At 49.5% G+C, this 16,910-nt stretch carries 16 protein-coding genes and 1 pseudogene; 12 read left to right on the plus strand and 5 right to left on the minus strand.

The genetic code is table 11. The features are described from left to right. Nucleotides 1–130: 130 nt before the first annotated feature. From Q4606_RS11405 to Q4606_RS11430, 6 genes are all read left to right on the plus strand, one after another. Nucleotides 131–643 (plus strand): hypothetical protein, encoded by a 513-nt coding sequence (locus Q4606_RS11405; RefSeq protein WP_303607593.1) that lies wholly within the window; start codon nt 131–133, stop codon nt 641–643. A 9-nt stretch (nt 644–652) separates the two neighbouring features. Beyond that, on the plus strand, nt 653–823 hold the full coding sequence (locus Q4606_RS11410; RefSeq protein WP_303607594.1) for a hypothetical protein: 171 nt from the start codon (nt 653–655) through the stop codon (nt 821–823). A gap of 101 nt (nt 824–924) precedes the next feature. Further along, nucleotides 925–1,257, plus strand: a complete 333-nt coding sequence (locus tag Q4606_RS11415; protein WP_303607595.1) for a YnfA family protein — start codon at nt 925–927, stop codon at nt 1,255–1,257. A 117-nt stretch (nt 1,258–1,374) separates the two neighbouring features. Beyond that, on the plus strand, nt 1,375–2,547 hold the full coding sequence (locus tag Q4606_RS11420; protein ID WP_303607596.1) for a HEPN-associated N-terminal domain-containing protein: 1,173 nt from the start codon (nt 1,375–1,377) through the stop codon (nt 2,545–2,547). Between the two features lie 90 nt (nt 2,548–2,637). Then, on the plus strand, nt 2,638–3,255 hold the full coding sequence (locus Q4606_RS11425) for a hypothetical protein (protein WP_303607597.1): 618 nt from the start codon (nt 2,638–2,640) through the stop codon (nt 3,253–3,255). A gap of 221 nt (nt 3,256–3,476) precedes the next feature. After that, nucleotides 3,477–4,091: a tyrosine-type recombinase/integrase gene (locus tag Q4606_RS11430; RefSeq protein ID WP_104322452.1), complete on the plus strand. Its 615-nt coding sequence runs from the start codon at nt 3,477–3,479 to the stop codon at nt 4,089–4,091. Between the two features lie 402 nt (nt 4,092–4,493). Here the strand turns inward: Q4606_RS11430 and Q4606_RS11435 are convergent, their stop codons facing one another. From Q4606_RS11435 to Q4606_RS11445, 3 genes are all read right to left on the minus strand, one after another. After that, a complete protein-coding gene (locus tag Q4606_RS11435) occupies nt 4,494–4,994 on the minus strand; it encodes a hypothetical protein (protein WP_303607598.1) in 501 nt (166 codons plus the stop codon). A 1,090-nt stretch (nt 4,995–6,084) separates the two neighbouring features. Next, complete coding sequence (locus tag Q4606_RS11440) at nt 6,085–6,978, minus strand: hypothetical protein (RefSeq protein WP_303607599.1); 894 nt, start codon at nt 6,976–6,978, stop codon at nt 6,085–6,087. A 7-nt stretch (nt 6,979–6,985) separates the two neighbouring features. After that, on the minus strand, nt 6,986–7,336 hold the full coding sequence (locus Q4606_RS11445; protein WP_303607600.1) for a hypothetical protein: 351 nt from the start codon (nt 7,334–7,336) through the stop codon (nt 6,986–6,988). A gap of 666 nt (nt 7,337–8,002) precedes the next feature. Here Q4606_RS11445 and Q4606_RS11450 point away from each other — a divergent pair. Continuing rightward, nucleotides 8,003–8,278: pseudogene (locus tag Q4606_RS11450) on the plus strand (transposase domain-containing protein); the annotation flags it as partial. A gap of 595 nt (nt 8,279–8,873) precedes the next feature. Here the strand turns inward: Q4606_RS11450 and Q4606_RS11455 are convergent. After that, nucleotides 8,874–10,046, minus strand: coding sequence for an MFS transporter (locus Q4606_RS11455; protein WP_303607601.1), 1,173 nt, complete (start codon nt 10,044–10,046; stop codon nt 8,874–8,876). A 100-nt stretch (nt 10,047–10,146) separates the two neighbouring features. Between Q4606_RS11455 and Q4606_RS11460 the strand changes: the two genes are divergently transcribed. Next, nucleotides 10,147–11,031, plus strand: coding sequence for a LysR family transcriptional regulator (locus tag Q4606_RS11460; RefSeq protein WP_303607602.1), 885 nt, complete (start codon nt 10,147–10,149; stop codon nt 11,029–11,031). 62 nt (nt 11,032–11,093) lie between these two features. On the opposite strand, the gene Q4606_RS11465 is transcribed toward Q4606_RS11460, so the two are convergent. Beyond that, nucleotides 11,094–11,978, minus strand: a complete 885-nt coding sequence (locus Q4606_RS11465) for a LysR family transcriptional regulator (RefSeq protein ID WP_303607603.1) — start codon at nt 11,976–11,978, stop codon at nt 11,094–11,096. 168 nt (nt 11,979–12,146) lie between these two features. Between Q4606_RS11465 and Q4606_RS11470 the strand changes: the two genes are divergently transcribed. The 4 genes from Q4606_RS11470 to Q4606_RS11485 all read left to right on the plus strand — a co-directional run bounded on the left by Q4606_RS11470 (nt 12,147) and on the right by Q4606_RS11485 (nt 16,793). Further along, on the plus strand, nt 12,147–12,899 hold the full coding sequence (locus tag Q4606_RS11470) for a siderophore-interacting protein (RefSeq protein ID WP_303607604.1): 753 nt from the start codon (nt 12,147–12,149) through the stop codon (nt 12,897–12,899). Between the two features lie 110 nt (nt 12,900–13,009). Beyond that, nucleotides 13,010–13,756 carry a class III extradiol ring-cleavage dioxygenase gene (locus Q4606_RS11475; RefSeq protein WP_303607605.1) on the plus strand — a complete coding sequence of 249 codons (747 nt, stop codon included), beginning with the start codon at nt 13,010–13,012 and terminating at the stop codon, nt 13,754–13,756. A 153-nt stretch (nt 13,757–13,909) separates the two neighbouring features. Continuing rightward, complete coding sequence (locus Q4606_RS11480; RefSeq protein WP_303607606.1) at nt 13,910–15,217, plus strand: serine hydrolase; 1,308 nt, start codon at nt 13,910–13,912, stop codon at nt 15,215–15,217. A gap of 325 nt (nt 15,218–15,542) precedes the next feature. Further along, nucleotides 15,543–16,793 carry an ABC transporter substrate-binding protein gene (locus tag Q4606_RS11485; protein WP_303607607.1) on the plus strand — a complete coding sequence of 417 codons (1,251 nt, stop codon included), beginning with the start codon at nt 15,543–15,545 and terminating at the stop codon, nt 16,791–16,793. The last annotated feature ends 117 nt before the right edge of the window (nt 16,794–16,910 follow it).

Here is a 16,910-nt window from a genome sequence, read left to right on the forward strand (position 1 = left end):
GTCTGGGCTACCAATCCCCGGAGGATTATGAAAAGCTCAGTGCATAAAGTGTCCATCAAAGTGGTACAAGATCACGCACTTGAGACGAGCGTTATGCTCGAAAAACTTAGCATTCGAACTAGGTCTATTAATGAAGAGTGAGAAGCACGAGTTTCTTTACCAATATGCCCGCGCTGCGTTCGAAGACGAGCTGCAAAGATTCCGGAATATCGAAGATAAAGCAGCAAAATACCTTAGCTTTCTATCAATTGGCATTGTTGCATACTCACTGATGCTGCGTTTTTTCTCTTCTGCCTTTTTTCCACCCGAAGGAATCTTAGAGTGGGCAGCTTGTAGTGTTATTGCCTTCACTTATTTGGCGCTGGTCTCTGCGTGGAGTTTCTTGTATCGGGCTCTGCGATTTATTGAGATGCCCCGATTGCCGCTCCACGAAAACTTTATTAATGAGTACGAACCCAAGTCCCTCTCAACCATACATTTTTCATTGATGCGGACGTGTTCAACAGCTTTGGAGTATGCCAGAGCAGGAAATGCAGAAAAGTCTCAACTTCTTATCAAGGGTTATCGAGATATTGGGGTAGCAATGTGGGCTCTCAGCATCTCTGCTATTCTCATCGTTTCGGCGAGTTTCTTTGAAAATTAGGAGTCAAATATGTCGGATAAAGATGACCAAAGCCAGCCAAGCCAACAAGAAACCTCTGCGGAACCAGATAGAAATACTCCACCGCCTGAGGTGACCTTCGTTCTGGACCACAAAATTCCGGAAATTGAGAAGAAACGGCAGCAAATCAATGAGTCTGGCAGCAAGAACCGGGGGAAATAGCATAACCAGGCCATGCACCGGATGCCAAAACCTATGCTTCGCGCCGGTTTTGTCACCGGTGATGGCGGGCGTTATATGTCGCTCCTAAGGAGTAGGTTCTATTGACTGAGTTGAAAACCGTTGGCCTTTTCCTTGTTACCGCGTTAGCGGAAATTGTCGGCTGTTATTTGCCTTATCTCTGGCTTCGCGAGGGAAAAACTATCTGGCTTCTGGTGCCAGGTGCGCTGAGTCTTGCGGCGTTTGCTTGGCTGCTGTCATTGCATCCGACTGCCGCCGGCAGAGTCTATGCTGCGTATGGTGGCGTTTATATTTTCATGGCCATACTCTGGCTATGGGCAGTCGATGGCATTCGTCCAGCTGCCTGGGACTTGGTAGGCTCAGGCATTGCGTTAGTAGGTATGGCAATCATCATGTTTGCGCCGCGCACCACATAACCAGTGCATTAAATTCGTTCCGGCCCGATGGGCCTCCACCGGACGGCTTTTTCTCCGCTTCGCTGCGCAAAAGCCGCCGTTTATGCAGGCATTAGCAGCTCGCAAGGATTTCATCATATGGGATATTTTTCAGATCTTTCAATATCAATGCATGAAGGGCCACAGATCTCAGAGCTGGATAAAAATGTATGTGAAGAGTGCGTAGTAGATAGCGCATTAGTAGAGCTTGTGAATGAAAACTTGTCATCTAAATCATGTGATTACTGTGGCGAAGTAAATAAAGGCTCATTTATAGCGGCTCCATTTAATATAGTTATGCATCGAATTTATGAGTCAGTGACAAAAGAGTTTTCTGATGCCCAGGATGTCAATATGCCTTGGGTCGAGAAGGGATGGCTGTCCGACCAACTGTATATTCAAGAAGTTCTTATGAATTTCGATCCGGGTTGGGATGCACAGTTTTGCGAAGATGTTGCCGATTGTTTCGACCCAAATATCTATTGGGTTAAGCATTCAGATGGAGACTGGTCAATTGATAACCCTAGCGACACATTGATGTACGGCTGGGATAGCTTTAAACATCAAGTTATAACGAAAACTCGATATCTTTTCTTAGCAGAGCCTGAAGATGAATTCTCATCAGGCAGACCTGACTACATACCTATAGCTAGCATGCTTGATGCTCTTGGAAATGCCTGCATCAAGGAAAAATTGGTAACGATTGTTCCTGCGGGAACTGAATTCTATCGAGTTAGGCACGCATCAAAGAGCGATAGCTTTACTACATTTTCTGAAATGGGTGTACCACCAACAGGGGTGGCCAGTGCGGGAAGAATGAATCCAGCTGGCATTTCATATCTATACCTAGCTTATAGAAAAGATACTGCCGAAAAAGAAGTTTTAGAATGGTCTAAACGGTGGTTTACAGCGAAGTACCGCTCAAAAATTGATATCCCGATTATAGATTTTTCAACTCTACCGGACGTCCCAAGTATTTTTGAGCCTAGCCTCTATGAAAGTAGGCATAATAGATATTTTTTACATGCATTTATCAATGATTTGGTTGCTCCAGTTTCTAAGGATGGACAGGAGCATGTTGATTATGTTCCCACACAAATCGTTTCTGAATACTTTAGATATAAGTTTAAATCTGAGAAAGGTGGCGGTATAAAGGGTATAAAATACCCAAGCGTCAAAGATGATGGGGGCACTAACCTTGCTGTATTTTCTGCGGAAAATGAAGAGCTTGAGGGACTTTTTGAGTTATTAAAAATAGAAGAGTGCTGCTAACAAAGCATTGCAGCGGACAAGCCGCTGAATGCGGCGTTAGGTGAGCCAATTCAAATCGAAATGATCAATTGGTAATTTTTGAACGATGTAATGAGTGATATGAACCCATTTTTGAAAGAACTTTTCAGTGTCATTGGTATTGATACTGAGTATTTGACTAGATACTTGACGTTAAGCGAAATGCAATATCTCAGTACAACGTTGAAATCTATCACAGACTTTCAAGGTGACTTTTATTCTGATGAGCATGGCGAAAACCTAGAAGTTTTACTTCACTTTTTGTCCTGTCATTTAGAGGATGTCTACGAGATTTGGAAAGATCCTAATAAGAAAGAAATTCTGCTTAAGTTATATACATCAGATGTGATATCTGGCAATTATGATTGCTTTCATTTTGATCTTTCAAGATTTGAGCAAACATATAGCCCAAGTGGTAAAGAGTTGGTTTTATATCGCATCGGTCGAGTGGGTGAAAGTGTTGAATGCATCGGAAATTCATGGGCTAAAGACTATTCAGGTCTAAGAAATTATGCTCAAGCGTCATCTATCGAAGTGGATGAGCGCCCTATATTCGCTATTAAAATTAATGATTCAGAAGTGTTGTGTAATGGTCAATATCGAGAAAGTGAATTAATTTTGAAGACAAGTTTCAAGTGTGATGAAGCCAAGTTGCTAAGTGCTGAAGAGCGTCGTGAGATTTTTGTGTAGTATGCATTTCGAGGTAAGGCTTCACCTAACAAACGCTTTAAAACGGAACAAGAACAGTTGGCTATTGATCGTTCCTCACAAAATTATAGCTAACAATTTTTGTCCGCTTAAGAGGGCGTTATCTCTAAATCTGAATGTCCGCTTTGCGACCAGGTTGGACAACAGGAAACAATTTTCTGAGCCATACTTAAAGGCCCTTACCCTCCGAAGAGGGCCACGCCATGACATTTCCTATCAGCAAAGCTCCCTGGAACAAGGGAAAGCTCGTTGGTCAGAAACTACCGCTCAAACTCGAACAAATATGGGCTATCCGTATTCGGTTGGAGATTGCTAAGAACATCCGAGAGCTTGCGATGTTCAACATGGCAATTGATTGCAAGCTCCGGTCCTGCGATTTGGTAAAGCTCTTGGTTCGAGATATTTCTAGAAACGGAGAGGTTCTGGATCGGGCGCAAGTCACTCAGCAGAAAACCAGTCAACCTGTTCAATTTGAGATAACGAAAAAGACGCGCGAATCGGTCGAAGCGTGGATCGAATTGCGCGGACTCTCAGGTATGGATTATTTGTGGCCGAGTCGGATGAGAAAGTTCGACCACATCACTACCCATCAATATGCCCGTCTCGTCAAAAAATGGATAACCAGCATTGGACTTGATCCTTCAGTCTACGCAACCCATTCGATGAGACGCAGCAAAGCGACATTGATCTACAAGAAGACCAAAAATCTGCGAGCTGTTCAGTTGCTATTGGGACACACGAATATGTCGAGCACCGTGCGATACCTTGGCGTCGAAGTCGAGGATGCTCTGGAGATAGCCGAGAGTATTGAGATCTAAATGCGTAACTTGGCTTGGTCGCTGAATGTTGCAGACGCTGCCAGATCCGGTCGATGATCACCCTTGGGTTTCGATCAGACTCCTCCACTCCAGCCCTAAACAAAAACGAACATTCGAATCAGGGCTTTTCTCCAGAGCCTCCAAGCTAATCGCAGCGATTTCATCCAATATGATTGGCAGAGCGAATTCCCGACGCTGAATGAGTGACCCTAAAGACCCTACCCCAGGATTTTTAACTCTGGGTGGACCTAATACGGGGTATGGGTCGGCAAATAGTAATGACTAGTCGACCACCATTTATCTACAAGTACAAAATTCGTCTGCCGGACTCAGAAGGGGTGGAATGGGATTTTCGAATGAAAGCCCTGCGTGGCGCCACCCACGCAGGGAAGAAGGGTTGGCTCAGGCAGTTTCGTAGATCGCTTTATCCACTGCCGCTTTGATATCGCCAGCATGGTCATAGTCATCACAGTGCGTGGTGAACTTCCCAGCAGGCGTTGTGAAAATGACCCACGAGTGAGAGGTCAGGAACGAGTTATAGAGAAAGTACGCCCCACCAATCACCAGGGGAGCAACGAATCCAAAGTATTCACCTAGATCAGCCACCCCAAATGCTAATGCTGTTGCGAAGCAACCCAAACTGGTGTAGTAGCCCTGACGCTTGGATGAAACATGAGAACTGACATGGGTAATATCCCGAAGCCGGATCGGGTCTTTCTTAGAATCTGGATAAACCTTTTCGCTGGTGACCGTGATTGGGTGCTTAAGATAGATTTTCTCCTGTGGCTTTCCCGCACTGCCAGTTAAGTCGGCGTTGCAGAAACGGCAGACCTTCGCCTTGGTCTTTATTATCTCGGCACACATCGGACATTCCATTGTCGCTTGCTGATCTACTTCTGTCATAAAAGATCCTTGCTTTTGGAGGGTTAACGTCGGTCTATTGCCGCTTTGATGGGCTGAGCTCCAGCCTAGAAATGAATGGACTCTTCTTCTAAAGAGCGTGGGGTATTGTTATTTGCTTGGTTCCGATCGGATGCAGTTTGTTCTAGGAAGTAGTGAATGAAATCTGCGATGATCACTCAGCGCCGCTCGTGCGGCCAAAAATCCTTCAGGTTATGAGTTTATTCTCTGAATAGCCGCTTATTGTGATGCAGCCCATAGTGGTGCCAATGGATTCGGTCGCAGATTTTAACCAGACATTGTCCGTCCTCCGCTTACGAAGACATTGCGAAAGCTCAGGTCTTTCTGGGTCATACCCAGTTTCCACGGACAGTTTTAAAGAGGCTGCGGCCCTCGGACTTCGATCTGAACGCCCGCTTTGCGACCTCATGAGCACCTAAACAAAAGTAGATATTCACAAACCGATCGAAGACCACCAAAGCTGACCTTTTACAACGCGCTGATATCGGCATTTGTCTCTCGCTCAGGGCTCTATTATGCCGGACTCTTTAGTTTTGAATGGATCGATTCTGAGGATGGTGACAGATGCTGTTTTTTTCAATTCGAGTTTGAAAACCCGCTTATTCTGGGCTTTGGTAATCCGGTACCATTCTAGCGACAAGCCTTAAATGTAAAACGGGGTAGAACCTCGCGGTTTTCAAAACATCGCGAGCCCCATTGCTCAATAAGAAATTGGTAGCTTGAGTGACCGGTTAGCATCCTCTGTCGAGCCGTGACGAAATCAAACTGTTCCAAAAAGCAAGTTCAGCATTTATCCCGATAAGCTGAGATGACGGCATTCAGATTGGCGATGACTAGCTGTCGTTCGTGCCGAGGAGCAATCGGATGGGGGTATGCATCTAGGCCAGTGTACCGCCTTGCATAATAAATCTGATTCTTTGATCTTAGGTTGCTGTGCATTTGCTCCAAAACTTGGCAACTCTCATTCGCGTAGCGCTTTTCTGACACGTAGAGTTCAAAGCCATCTGATGATACGAGGTTACCGGTTGCACAGCCTCCCAGCGTCAGCAGTATGGCTGCAATGAAAGTACCCTTAGAAATTGAATGTGTATTCACAGAGAACCTCCTTATTCATATCGGTGATGAATACGCCGGGAGGCATAAATTGCTGTTGAGTAAACCGCACGCCTGAGCCCTCTTGTTCAAACATCACTCGATTCATCACAAATCTATTACCGTCGATTTCAATGAGTCGATTATTTTCCATGTCTTGGGCAGAAATTGAGGTGGGTGTGGCTATCCGAAACTCGACGTAGTCTGGGAAGACCACAGTGTCGATGACTTCCTTGAAGTTGATATCTTTTGTCTCTTTAGCGTACGACTGGTATAGATCGTTGATGTTCACATCGTCGAAAACTGCCTGAAACTGAACTATGTTTCCACCGGTGGAGTCAAATGCTCCAGCGTAGTTTTCGATTGTCACTTTTTCAGTGCAACGAGGCAGCCCAAGTCTGTTGAGATTAACGTCCAAGTTTACCTCATTGTCCTGATTGCTCTCGTCTTCAAGTGCAATCCAAAATCGCTTTGAACGATAACCTTCTGCTTCAACAAAAATTTCGTAATCGCCTGGTCTTAGCTCAATTCCGTCCTTGTACTTTGGAGCAATGTTCATGATTCTGATTTTGGGATCATCGACATTGGTCTCAATTGTCAGATCATATTTCTCGGATGCCTGAGAAGAAGATGCTGCAGTTGCGGTGGTTGTCGCTGTGACGCCTTCTCGGACGGCTGCTTTTATCGTGTCTACGCTTTGGTTTTCGGGAAACTTAATCCGCACCGGTTTAATGATTTCAGATAACTTTGCATAAACCTTGCTGGCAGCTCTAGGTAAGGGGGTTGTTTGAAGAATCTCTCGGCCTGCACTGACGATAGAAGCTGAGTGAGTGAGACCAGCCGACGCCATAATGGCCGCTAGCATGAAAAGCATTAGGAATCTATGCATCTTCCAAGAACCAGAGGTAAAGGTCATTGATGACAAAAAGGGAGAGCTCGTCTATTGATTCTGGGCCTTCGATCGCTCCAAAAAAACGAAGCCGGCCATAAGCGAGCATAAAAAGAAGGAAGCCGATAACCCCCCAGAGAGTCACGGTCGCGATTCTTCCAATCGTCCGCTGGATTGAGGAGCAATCAGCTTGTTTTCGATAGGCCTCGATCTGCGTTTCAACGAAATACTCAAGAAATATTGACGCCACAATAAAGAAAAGTAGAGCTTCTATGGATTGAAGACTTTTCCCCAGCAGTGAAGTGATCAGGAAGGTCAGCGCTACACCTAGTGCGATCGACAAAGGGAATGCCAAGGCTTGCGAAAGCTTGTAAGGTTTCTCGTCTCGATGCCAGAAGGTTAGATAGTTCAGGCCCCAGATGACGGGCAGGGCGGCGACCAGTAGAACATCAATGAAAACTTCTTCAGCAACTCCGAATCTACTTTGTCTTGCGAACGCTGTAACGATGATGAGGGTGATGCCCCACGCGAGAATGCTTTCCTTGATTTTAAGAACGAAAAAAATGTTGAAACCTCCCTGTAGATACGAAGCACTCAGACTATCGAATTCCCTCGATCACAAATCAAAACCACCGGAATGGGGCAGGTAAGCGGCAGTTCAGCCAAGTCTGGGATCGAGAAGTTATCAGACCGGCTATCAATATGCGAGCGGGTCGGGCAGCCAAAGTCACTGATTTAACACGATTTATCAATCTGAATGACTGCATCACGACTTGAGGCTATTAAGCGAAAGCGAGCATTATCTTGCTCCCGCGTGCTTTATATAGGGTCATCGGATCAAGCATTCAGGTCTCCAGTGGTGGCAGAAAATCTGTCAACAGATTTTCCAATCCGATTTATCCATCAAGGCTTAAAAGCCGACATTCCGTAAGCGACCGGTGATCCTATCTTGATCCTGGCGCTGCCAAGGTGAGGATAGTATCCACTTATTTTCTAGTGGACACTTAACATGAACGATGGCGCTGTGCCCATCGACAACAACTGGGTGGAAACCCAGATCCGGCCATGGGCGCTAGGTTGTTCCAACTTGCTGTTCGCGGTGTCACTGCGCAGTCGTCAGCTACCAGCAGCTGTCATGACTCTGATCCAATCAGCCAAGCTGAACCGAGACGATCCTCATGCCTACCTAAAGGATGCGCTGGCTCGCTTGCCTACGCGGGAAAACAACGCCATCGGCGAGCTATTATTCTACAACTGGAAGCCGGCTAAACCTGACAAGGTATGATCACCGGCCGCTTACTTTTGAGAGGGCGTAAATGCTCACTTTCGCTTGGCAGACCGGGGCTCAATGTCAGCTTTGCGAATAGAGATTCAGAGAACTCTGAATTTTTGCTTTCCTCAGCGAGTCCGAATGTCCGCTTTGCGACCAAGCCGAGCTTCCCAAACTTTCAAACAAGAGCGAACTTTCTCGCTACTAAAGCACTCAGCGACCAAAAATAAATTAAACGTTCATGGTCGCTGTTCGCCATTGATTCTATTAGTCCCAGATTGGCGCAAAGTCCGGATCTGCTATTCGATGATTACTATTCAACATTGTTATTTCAGACAGTTCGTTGGCAGATAAAACCAAGTCCATTCCCTTCAGATTCGATGCCAGGTGCGCTCGTTTGGTAGATGAGGGAATCGCCACAATATCCCTTTGTCCGGGAACAAGACCCTTCACATTCTCGCCCAGCTTGAGCACAGTGCCTGCACCGTCAACGCCGGGAACGTGATCGATATTCCAGTTCTCTCGCCAGTGTGGTTTACACCAGCACTCTGCATCTCCTCCAGTTCCCGGAGCAGACCCTCCCTTCCGGTCTGAAGGGCGTAGCGGTGCATTAGGCCGTAGCTGGTTCGCGGTTATCCAGTGTTGAAGAAATCCGGGTCAGGAGCAGGGCGCTCAGTACAATAACCCCACCAATCCAGGGCGTGTTCATCAGCCCCATATCCTCGACCACGTGCCCACCGAGCCAGGCGCCGCCGGCAATGCCGATGTTGAATGCGGCGATGTTTAACCCGGATGCGACGTCAACGGAATGGGGCGTATACCGCTCAGCAAGCTGGACAACGTAGACCTGCAGGCCCGGCACGTTACCGAAGGCAAAGGCACCCCAGACAAGCAAGGTGATGACTGCTGCAATGGGATTGTAGGCTGTGAAGGTGAGTACAAAGAGGATGGCGGCCAGGCCAGCGAAAATGATGTACAACGCCGAGGTCGGCCCGAGGCGATCAGCCAGCTTGCCGCCCCAGATGTTGCCAGTGGCTACAGAGATGCCATAAACCAGAAGCAGTAGACTGACCATGCCAGGCGCAAATCCGCTGACATCCTCCAAAATAGGTGTCAGATAGGTGAAGGCCGTGAAGGTACCGCCATAGCCGACGGCGGTCATGGCGTACACCAGGAGCAGTCGCGGATGGGTGATAACTTCAAGCTGTTGGCCAAGCGTAGCTGGCGCTGATTTCTTCAGGTTTTTTGGCACCAGTAGCGCGCTGCCAATGAGTGCAATGGTACCCAGGGCAGCGACGGTCAGGAACGTAGCGCGCCAGCCGAAGGTTTGTCCGATAAACGTGCCCAGTGGAACGCCTGTCACCAGTGCAACCGTGAGGCCGGTGAACATGATGGCGATGGCGCTGGCCTCTTTGTCTTTCGAAACCAGGCTGGTGGCAATCGTTGAACCGATCGAGAAGAACACACCGTGAGCGAGCCCGGTGAGGATTCGAGCAGTCATCAGCGAAGCGTAATTTGGGGCCATCCAGGCAAGCACATTGCCAATGATGAACAGACTCATCAGCGACAGCAGCACCCATTTACGATTCCAGCGACCCGTTAATGCGGTAAGTACAGGGGCGCCAACGGCGACCCCCAGAGCATACAAGCTGACCAGGAGGCCAGCCGAAGGAAGCGTAACGCCCAGATCCTGGGCAATAGTTGGAACCAGTCCGACGATCACGAATTCGGTGGTTCCAATTGCAAAAGCACTTAACGTCAGTGCGAATAGTGCAATAGGCATAACGGTTCTCCATTGGAGTTGATTGACGTTGCCTAGTGTGGTCTTCCATACTTTTGCGATAAACAGTGCTTTTTGAAAATTACTTTTACGGATAATGAAAATGAAAAGTCGTTCGGACGATCTCCACTTCCTGCTCGCGGTGGTGGACAGTGGCAGCTTCAGTGGCGCAGCGGAGCAACTGGAGGTATCCGTAACCCGGGTCTCCCGCGCGGTTACCCGCTTAGAGCAGTCCCTTAACACCACGCTTCTGAATCGAACCACCCGAAAAGTAGGGCTGACAGAGGAAGGGCGCCTGTTTGTGGAGAAGGTGCGAGGTGGTTTGGCCGCACTGGAAGAGGCGGAGGAGCAACTCGCCATTCGCAAGCAACGGCCGGCCGGGCGTTTGAGGGTAGACGCCGCAAACCCGTTTCTGTTGCATCAGATCGTTCCGCACGTTCGGGAATTCAGGAACGTTTATCCGGACCTCGAGCTCGAACTGACGGCGAGCGACACGATCGTTGACCTCCTGGAACGTCGAATCGACATCGCCATTCGGATCGGCGCACTGGATGACTCCACCCTCCACGCCCGGGTACTCGGTCGTTCTCCGCTGTCAGTGGTTGCATCACCGGAGTATCTGGAACGTCGAGGTGGGTGTGCCGCGCCTGCCGACCTCCAGGAACACGACATTATTGGTTTTACCGCCCCGGAGTCGTTGAATATCTGGCACCTGGGAGAGGGAATGAGGATGAGACCGACCATTCGAGCGAGCAGCGGCGAAGCGGTGCGCCAGCTTTGCCTACAGGGCAACGGAGTTGCCTACCTGTCCCGCTTTATGATCGCCAATGACCTCGAAAAAGGAGACCTGGTGGAGCTGCTGGATGGCTACGTAGTCCGGCCGAATCCCCGGGAGTTGGTCAATGCGGTTTATTACCGGAATACGACGTTGTCGGCGCGTATTCAGGTGTTTCTGGACTTCTTTGCCCAGCGTTGGACGAATCTTTGAGAAGTGAAGCCTTTGAAATTCCCAGTAAGGATGGCTAACGCCATCCTTACTGGTCACGCTGGTCACTCCTGGATTTCGGCCGAAAACACCTCAACCAGGTAATCAATCATTGCCCGGACTTTAAGGGGTAGCCGCCGATCAGGCGAGAACAGCACGTATAGCCCGCCTGGCTCCAGAGGTGGGTGGTCCAGGCTCAGGGATATCAGTTCGCCGTTGGCCAGGGCATCTGCCACGATGAACTCGGGTTGATAGATAATGCCCTGGCCCCGAATGGCGGCCGCCATCAAGGCATCGCCATTGTCGGCTCTGAGGTTGCCCTTTACTGGAACCTCTATTTCGCCATGGTGGCCAAACGCCCAAAAACCCTTGCTCTGGAACGGAGACAGGGTATAACTCAGGCAGTTGTGGCTGGATAAATCCGACACGCGTTGAGGTGTGCCGTGCTTGGCGAGGTAATCCAGCGAGGCACAGACTTTCATGGGGCTATCTCCCAGGCGCCGCGCTCTGAGATCGCTGTCCGCCAGATATCCCACGCGGAAAATCAGGTCCCAGCTGCCGTCAAATAGATTGTGCCGTGAATCACTCAGCCCCAGTTCAACGTCCACCATCGGGTAGCGCTCGGTAAACCCGGGGATCAGTGGAGCAATGAACCGAAGCCCGAAGGAGAGCGGAACATTAACCCGCAAACGCCCTTTTGCTTCTTGCCGCTGGGCGGAGATGTCAGATTCCACTTCGTCCAGATCCTGAAGAATACGCTGGCATCCTTCCAGATATTCTCTGCCAGGATCGGTCAGGGACAGCCCTCTGGTTGTCCGATGGAGCAGCTTGACTCCAAATCTCGCTTCAAGGGCATCGACATGTTTGGTCGCCATAGCCGGAGATATTCCTAGCGTCCGTCCCGCAGCTGACAAACTGCCGCGAGAGGCCGCCTGGACAAAAACACGCATACTGGTATACCGGTCCAATGTTTACTTCCTACTCTCAGTTAAAGCTCTCCAGTGATTATAGCCGGTTCTAACACACAGATGCGTTGACTATAGTGCAGGGGCTGGAAACTACACAGGCACTCTTTTCCTTAATTATTGATACCCCCTAGATAAATCAGGAGTGACGTTTTGGCTAAACCCCAAGCGAGAGAGCTCGAAGTAAAAAGGCGTTCGTGGGTGACGAAAAACATGCTCCGAATCACCCTCGGCGGCAATGGGCTGGAAGATTTTCCACAAGGGCAGGAGAGTGCCTATATCAAACTGCTGTTTCCTCAAGGCGGTGACGCTCGCCCCTTGATGCGAACCTACACTATCCGCGATCAGCGCTCCGAAGAAATCGACGTCGATTTTGTCATACACGAGGACCATGGTCCGGCGTCTGCCTGGGCCAGTGAAGCTGAGCCCGGAGACAGGATTCTTGTGGCAGGCCCCGGGGCACGGAAGCTTGTCAGTCAAGACGGCGACTGGTTCCTGCTGGCAGCTGACATGACGGCACTTCCGGCCCTTAGCGTCAATCTGGAACAACTCCCCGCGGATGCTCGCGGTTATGCGGTGATCGAAGTTCGCGAGGAGGGCGACATTCAGACCTTGAAGCACCCGCCTGGACTGGAAACCCACTGGGTCATCAACCCAAAACCATGCCCTGAGGGGCGCCCTCTATTGGAGAAAGTGCAGTCTTTGGCTGTTATGCCGGGCACACCTTCGGTATGGGCAGCCTGTGAATTCGGCTCTATGCGTGCCTTAAGGCAGTATTTTCGCCAGGTTTTTGATGTGCCGAAAGCCCAATTCTATGTGTCCAGCTATTGGAAGATCGGCCAGACGGAAGATGGGCATAAGATAGCAAAACAAAGTGATAGCCAGGACTCTGCAGCTTCACGTTAGTCAAATGCGTTATCAAGATTCAAAGAGGATAACCCGTGTCGGGATGTAAAAGTGCCAAGAGCGTTCAACCCGTGTTTTTTATCCCGCATGGAGCGGGCCCTTGCTTCTTTATGGACTGGAATCCCTTCGGCACTTGGCATGGCATGGAAAATTTTCTTCGCAGCATTGAGACTTCTCTCCCGCAACGGCCGACAGCGATTGTCCTGATTTCGGCTCATTGGCAGGCACCGAAGTTCAGCGTAACGGCAGCGGAGCAACCGGGCTTGATCTATGACTATTACGGGTTTCCGGAGCACACCTACCAGTTGAAATACCCTGCTAAAGGCTCGCCTGCATTGGCTCAGCGTGTGAGTGATCTACTGCATGATGCCGGCCTGGAGGTTCATCAGGAAGCGGAGCGAGGGTTTGACCACGGAATGTTCATTCCACTGAAGGTGATGTTTCCCAAGGCAGATATTCCTGTTGTACAGCTTTCACTCAGGCATGGGCTTTCTCCGGCTGCGCACCTGGAGGCCGGCAAGGCGTTGTCCCCGCTCCGCAAAGAAGGTGTATTGATCATCGGTAGCGGAATGAGTTTCCACAACATGTCCGGATACGGAGATGACCGCTTTACCACAGCCTCCGAGCAGTTCGATGCCTGGTTGAAAGAAACGATCCAATCAGGTCCGGATAAGAAGTTTCAGCATTTACAAGATTGGACGCTTGCTCCTCATGCATTGGAGTGTCATCCCAGCGGAGAGGAAGAGCATCTGATTCCGTTAATGGTTGTTTCTGGTGCAGCTAATGAAGACCCTGGGATCCAAGTTTACTCAGAACGAGTTATGAAAACACAACTCTCAGCCTTTCGGTTTGGGTGAAGCGAACTGTCGTCCAGGCAGCACTTAATCTGTCGTCCAGCTCAAGAAGCGGATTTTTCCAACTCGGGGTGGACCTAATACGGGGGCAGGTCATTGGAGGCTGCTACACTCAATTCAAACCATCGCGGAATTTTCCTAGGAGTGTCCTGGCCAATGCACATATTGCAGCTTGGTTTGTCACTGCTTCTGTTTATCTCTGTTGGTGTGGCCGCCAAAAACGACACTCTGGACGCGGCGGCATCGGATCCGAAAAAACTGGGTTTTATGCAAGGTTTTCCTCCGCCACCAGACAAACTGGTAACGCAGCCAGACTCCAATTTCTTCAGTTTTCCGAAGCTCCGTTGGACCGTTTGCCATTTTCGCGAACTTTTGCCGACGGAGCAGGTTAGCCGTGGAATTGGCGCACCGGTTCTCCTTGAGTACAACCTCAATGAGGCTGCAATCGATGCGCTGACGTTTACACCTATGGGCAGCAGCGAAACGATGACGTGGGAAGAGTCGCTGGCAGCAAACTTTACCGACGGCATGCTCATCATTCATGAAGGAAAGATTGTCTACGAGCGGTACTTCGGCTGCCTCGACGAGACCGGCAAGCACGGAGCTATGTCGATGACCAAGTCGATGACGGGCCTGCTTGCGGAAATACTCGTGGCAGAAGGAAAGCTGGACGACAATGCACTGGTTTCCTCCATCGTTCCAGAGCTTGCCGATAGTGCATTCGGGTCCGCAACCGTCCGGCAGGTGATGGATATGACCACCGGGCTTGCCTATAGCGAAGACTACTCCGATCCCGACGCCGACATCTGGATATACTCCAGAGCAGCCAGCCCGTTTCCAAAGCCTACGGGCTATGAGGGGCCCGATGGTTACTTCGAATACCTTCAAACTGTTAAACCCGAAGGCGATCATGGTGATGCGTTCCATTATAAAACGATCAACACAGACGCCCTTGGCTGGATAATCTCCCGTGTATCCGGTTTGGAAGTAACCGAGCTGCTGTCAGAGCGCATATGGCGTCGGATGGGGGCCGAGCAGGATGCCTACATTACGGTAGACGGCAAGGGCACACCGTTTGCCGGCGGCGGTCTGAGTGCAGGCTTGCGAGATCTGGGGCGCATAGGCTTGCTGATGCTAAACGAAGGCGAAATTAACGGCCAGCGACTGTTTCCATCAAAGGTGGTTGCCAACATTCGTAAGGGTGGCAGTAAGAACGATTTTGCAAAGGCCGGCTACACGACCCTGGAAGGCGGCAGCTATCACAGCATGTGGTGGCTGCTTCACAACGAGCACGATTCGTATGCGGCCCGAGGCGTCCATGGGCAGACGATCTATGTCGATCCGAAGGCCGACATAGTAATCGTCCGGTTTGCTTCCTATCCAACAGCGAAGAACGGAAAGATAGATCCGACTTCCTTGCCAGCTTACCAGGCAGTGGCCGAGTACCTGTTGTTGGGGCGGTAATTATTCTTTAGCGTTTTCTGTGGTCGTCCATAAGCGCCACTTTAACAAACCAGCATACCGTACTGCGCATAATGTATATTATGTTAAATGGTGTATTTTATAGCTGTTAATCCTGTGTGTCTTTTGGGCGTACGTCTCAACAACCCAGAGAACTCTCCAGAGAGCTCTGCTAAGGCTCTTTTGCCAGTTCTAAGCACTTGCGCGACTACACTCGGTAACGTTAACCGCGCCCTTTGTAACTTTGGAAACCTGATTTTTGTCATGATTTGGTTATATAGTCTCCGGTCCAAAAATAATAGTCATATAATGACGAGGTCTATAATCAATGAACAAAAAAGCAACCGTGTTTGCAGGGTTCCTGATTTTTCTGTGCAGCTTCCCTGTTTTGGCAGATACCATCAAGCTTGGGTTTAACTATCCGGAGTCTGGTCGTTACAAAGATTTGGGTCTGCAACAAAGACTCGCTGCATTTCTGGCTGTAGAAGAAATAAACAACGCCGGCGGGATTCTTGGTAAGAACGTCGAGCTGGTTATTCGTAATACAGCCGGGTCGCCCGAGCGTGGCGTCACCAATACTGAAGAGCTCATCAAGCAAGAAAAAGCGGACATGATTTTTGGTGGTGCTTCAAGCGCTGTGACGATTGCCTCTGGCAAAGTCGCAAAAAAACTGGGCCGCCTCTATTTTGGTACAACAACCTCCGCGAATGCCACAACTGGTAGCGAGGGACACGACCATATGTTTCGTGAGTACCCTAATGCCTGGATGACGGCAAACGCACTTGGCAGTTATCTCACCTCCACATTTGATGACGCAAAGTATTTCTACGTTACCGCCGACTACACCTGGGGCTGGTCATCGGAAGCCTCCATCCGCAAGTTTACGAACACCTCTGACACAGAGACCCATCCCCATGCTCTGACCCCGTTCCCACGAGCGTTTATCAAGGATTTCAAAAAAGCTCTTACGGAAGCTGACGCAAGTGGAGCTGATGTGCTCATTCTTGTTTTATACGGTGATGATCTGGTCAGAGCGCTCAAGGTTGCCTATGAGATGGGCCTGAAAGACAAGATGAAAATCGTATTGCCCAATATTACTCTGGGAATCGCCCAGAATGCAGGCGCAACCATTATGGAAGACGTTATATCCACCACGCCATGGGAGTGGATGATCCCCTATCAACTGGGATTTGTCCGTGGTCAGGAATTTGCGGAGGCGTTTACTGAGAAATACGGCGTAAGGCCAACCTCTACAGCAGCCACTGCCTATGGCATCGTCTATCAATACAAAGACGCCGTCGAGCGTGCCGGCACTACAAAAACGCAGGAACTTATAAAAGCGCTCGAGGGTCACGAATTCACCCTACTGAAAGACACTCAGCAATGGCGTGCCTTTGACCATCAGAACCTGCAAACGGTTTATGTTGTTCGTGGTAAAAAAAGGGATCAGGTTGTAAACGATCCTCTGCGTAGCGATTTTTTTGAAGTGATAGGATCACTTGAAGGCGATAAAGCCGCACAGACCCTGACTGAATGGCAGGCAGAACGCACGGGTGCGAACAAGCCGCCACATTTGTAATATCTTCTTAACGCTTACATCGGGGCGAGTAGACTCGTTGCTACTTGCCCTAATTTCGCCTTTCCCATGTTCTGAAATCGATAAAACCCAGCCCCGTTTCTCACTTCTGATACGACT

The organism is Marinobacter sp. 1_MG-2023, assembly GCF_030549045.1.
Classification (GTDB): Bacteria; Pseudomonadota; Gammaproteobacteria; order Pseudomonadales; family Oleiphilaceae; genus Marinobacter.

Bases quoted from the DNA above. Each gene is read 5' to 3' on its own strand.
- Q4606_RS11440 (WP_303607599.1), bottom strand. From the start codon at position 6,978: ATGCTTTTCATGCTAGCGGCCATTATGGCGTCGGCTGGTCTCACTCAC.
- Q4606_RS11480 (WP_303607606.1), top strand. From the start codon at position 13,910: ATGCACATATTGCAGCTTGGTTTGTCACTGCTTCTGTTTATCTCTGTT.
- Q4606_RS11485 (WP_303607607.1), top strand. From the start codon at position 15,543: ATGAACAAAAAAGCAACCGTGTTTGCAGGGTTCCTGATTTTTCTGTGC.
- Q4606_RS11410 (WP_303607594.1), top strand. From the start codon at position 653: ATGTCGGATAAAGATGACCAAAGCCAGCCAAGCCAACAAGAAACCTCT.
- Q4606_RS11465 (WP_303607603.1), bottom strand. From the start codon at position 11,978: ATGCGTGTTTTTGTCCAGGCGGCCTCTCGCGGCAGTTTGTCAGCTGCG.
- Q4606_RS11420 (WP_303607596.1), top strand. From the start codon at position 1,375: ATGGGATATTTTTCAGATCTTTCAATATCAATGCATGAAGGGCCACAG.
- Q4606_RS11430 (WP_104322452.1), top strand. From the start codon at position 3,477: ATGACATTTCCTATCAGCAAAGCTCCCTGGAACAAGGGAAAGCTCGTT.
- Q4606_RS11425 (WP_303607597.1), top strand. From the start codon at position 2,638: ATGAGTGATATGAACCCATTTTTGAAAGAACTTTTCAGTGTCATTGGT.
- Q4606_RS11405 (WP_303607593.1), top strand. From the start codon at position 131: ATGAAGAGTGAGAAGCACGAGTTTCTTTACCAATATGCCCGCGCTGCG.
- Q4606_RS11455 (WP_303607601.1), bottom strand. From the start codon at position 10,046: ATGCCTATTGCACTATTCGCACTGACGTTAAGTGCTTTTGCAATTGGA.
- Q4606_RS11435 (WP_303607598.1), bottom strand. From the start codon at position 4,994: ATGACAGAAGTAGATCAGCAAGCGACAATGGAATGTCCGATGTGTGCC.
- Q4606_RS11475 (WP_303607605.1), top strand. From the start codon at position 13,010: ATGGACTGGAATCCCTTCGGCACTTGGCATGGCATGGAAAATTTTCTT.
- Q4606_RS11460 (WP_303607602.1), top strand. From the start codon at position 10,147: ATGAAAAGTCGTTCGGACGATCTCCACTTCCTGCTCGCGGTGGTGGAC.